Below are 2,494 nucleotides of genomic sequence, written 5' to 3' on the forward strand. Positions count from 1 at the left end.
CGCGCGGCAACGGCGACAACATTCCGGGAGGCTCGAAAGCCAATCCGGCGGATGTCTATCGCTACCTCGTCTCGAAATACGGGCTCACGCCGGCGCAAGCAGCCGGAATCGTGGGTAACCTGCAGGTCGAGTCCGGCTTCAACACCAGCGCGTACAACTCGGGCGAAGGCGCCATCGGTCTGTGCCAGTGGCGGGGCGGGCGGCGGCAGGCCCTGGAGCGGTTCGCGGCAGCCCAAGGGAAGCCGGTCACCGACTGGAAGGTCCAGATCGATTTCATGATGGCCGAATTGCGCAGCAATGAATCCACCGCGTACGGATATCTCCGGGCCGCGCAGACGCCCGCCTACGCGGCGGCGGTCTTCGATCAGTACTACGAAAGAAGTTCCGGTGAGGCGAGAGGGCAGCGCATCGCCTACGCCAACAGCATCGCCTCGGCGATGCGCAACGTCGCGGTTTGACCTCGCCCGGCCTTCGCCGGTCGCTCGGTGCCCTCTTCCACCGACGCGCCGTGCGGTTGTCCGCAGCCGCGTGCCGGGCACCGATATTCCCGCAAGCGGGAACAGCAGGGGAGGTACCTGCATTAGGCTGCGGATACGCTTCGGGACGAGTGCCGGGGAAGAGGCATTCCGAGTCGGGTGAGCCGACAGCCGGGCAAGCGGCATGAGTTCACCGCATCGGCGCGGGCTTGCCACATCGGCTGTGCGCTCTCCCGGTTCCAGCACGCACCGATCATGTCCGGCGATCGGCAGCGCGTACCGGGGCATCCGGCGGAAGGTGAGTCATGGCTGCCTCTGTGGTCACCGTGCGTAGCGTCCGCACGCAGCGGGGGAACTGATGGCTCCGACGGATCGCTCTGGTCCCGAGCGAGATTCCGATGATCCCGGCGATCCGCGCGACGTGCGTGCGAGCGCCACCACCAGCGCGCCGCGCCGCCCCGCCAAGTCCGCGACGCGCGGCGCTCCCACCCCGATCCCGCGGCCGCAGCCAGGTGCGGCCGCAGCGGCGGCGCCGGTCGGCGCGACGGCTCAGGGGCGCACCCAGAATGCACCGTCGGCATCCGAGACGACCTCCGCGGCTGCGGGTTCACCCTCCGTTCCGCGCTCGGACACGCTGGGCATGGCGGGCTCGTCCACGCCCATGGCGGCCGCGGCGATGGGCGCGCTGGCGGCCATCGCCGCCCAATACGGTGACGGCCCGCCGACCGCCGTGACGGGACAGCCGTACGCGCCGCCCGATCTCGACGCGGCGCGGCCGAGCGGACCCGTCGTGTGGGACGGTGCGCTCGGTTCGCGGTACGCCGACAGCAATCAGAATCGAGCACGCCACGGCGATGCGACACAGTCGATGAACGCCGAGCTGGAACGCATCCTCGGCGGCGCGGTCGACAACAGCACGCAGGGACGCGCCGCGATCGGTGCGATCATCGCCGAGGTGAACACCGCGCTGACCGCGCTCGGCACCGTCCAGGACGCCAATGCGAGCAGGCAATTGGTGATCTCGACCTTGGACAGCGCCTTACAACGGGCGGGAACCGTGCTCGGCCAAGGACAGGCCGCCGCAGTGCTCACCGCCGATCGCGTAGCTGCTCTTGCCGACCGCTATCTGCGCGAGTCGCGTCCCGTCCAGCCGCGGCGGCCCCGCCGCACGTCGCACTCGGGCACGCACGGGCCCAGCGGCGGTCCGCCACGCACGCGGCCGTCCGGCCAGCAGGGGCAATGGATCAACGAAGCCTTGCAGGTGTTGCGTCAGCACGGCTACGACACGCGCCAGATCGATCCGGCCGACATCGCGGCGATCATCCAGCACGAGTCCGGTGGCAACCCGAACGCGATCAATCTCTGGGACAGCAACGCCGCGGCCGGAATTCCGTCGAAAGGCCTGATGCAGACCATCGATCCGACGTTCAACGCGTATTCCGTTCCGGGGCACCGTGATATCTGGAATCCGGTGGACAATATCGTCGCGGGCGTTCGGTACGCCATCGAACGTTACGGGTCGGTCAGCAACGTGCCGGGAATCGTGCAGATGCGCGGCGGCGGCTCGTACGTGGGGTACTGACGCCGGTCGCGGACGATCGATACCGGTGCGGCGACGGCAGACAGCGGGCACGCCGGATCGACTGATCACGCCCACCGCGCGGCCGCGTAACTGCTGGGCAGTTTCCGGTATTGGACGTGGCCGCCGGTGTGGGGCGCTTCGACGCACATGCCGTTGCCGATGTACATGATGACGTGGCCTGGGTTGTTCGGCCCCTTGAACGAACTCGAGGGGAAAATCAGATCGCCGGGCTTGATATCTCTGGGATTCACTTTGGGCAGGGTGCGGTATTGGTCGGCAGCGACTCGCGGAATCCGCACACCGGCGGCTGCCGCGGCGTATTGCATCAGGCCCGAGCAGTCGAAAGCGTTCGGCCCTTCCGCACCGTAGACGTAGGGGTCGCCGAGCTGGGCGAGTGCCACCTGGATGGCTTTCGCGGCGGCTCCGGTCGCGCCGG

At 68.6% G+C, this 2,494-nt stretch carries 3 protein-coding genes; 2 read left to right on the plus strand and 1 reads right to left on the minus strand.

All coding sequences use genetic code 11. From position 1 onward, the window contains the following. The coding region (locus tag ON21_RS30440; protein WP_039803688.1) for a phage tail tip lysozyme at positions 1-458 on the plus strand (458 nt) is incomplete at its 5' end. 376 nt (positions 459-834) lie between these two features. Further along, a complete protein-coding gene (locus ON21_RS30445; RefSeq protein WP_083880979.1) occupies positions 835-2,058 on the plus strand; it encodes a transglycosylase SLT domain-containing protein in 1,224 nt (407 codons plus the stop codon). Positions 2,059-2,123: 65 nt separating this feature from the next. On the opposite strand, the gene ON21_RS30450 is transcribed toward ON21_RS30445, so the two are convergent. After that, positions 2,124-2,494, minus strand: a 371-nt coding sequence (locus ON21_RS30450) for a C40 family peptidase (protein WP_039803690.1), incomplete at its 5' end; no start/stop codon positions are given.

This window comes from Nocardia araoensis NBRC 100135, assembly GCF_000308435.1.
Lineage (GTDB): Bacteria > Actinomycetota > Actinomycetes > Mycobacteriales > Mycobacteriaceae > Nocardia > Nocardia araoensis.

Coding starts and splice junctions, on each gene's coding strand:
- ON21_RS30445 (WP_083880979.1), top strand. CDS start 835: ATGGCTCCGACGGATCGCTCTGGTCCCGAGCGAGATTCCGATGATCCC.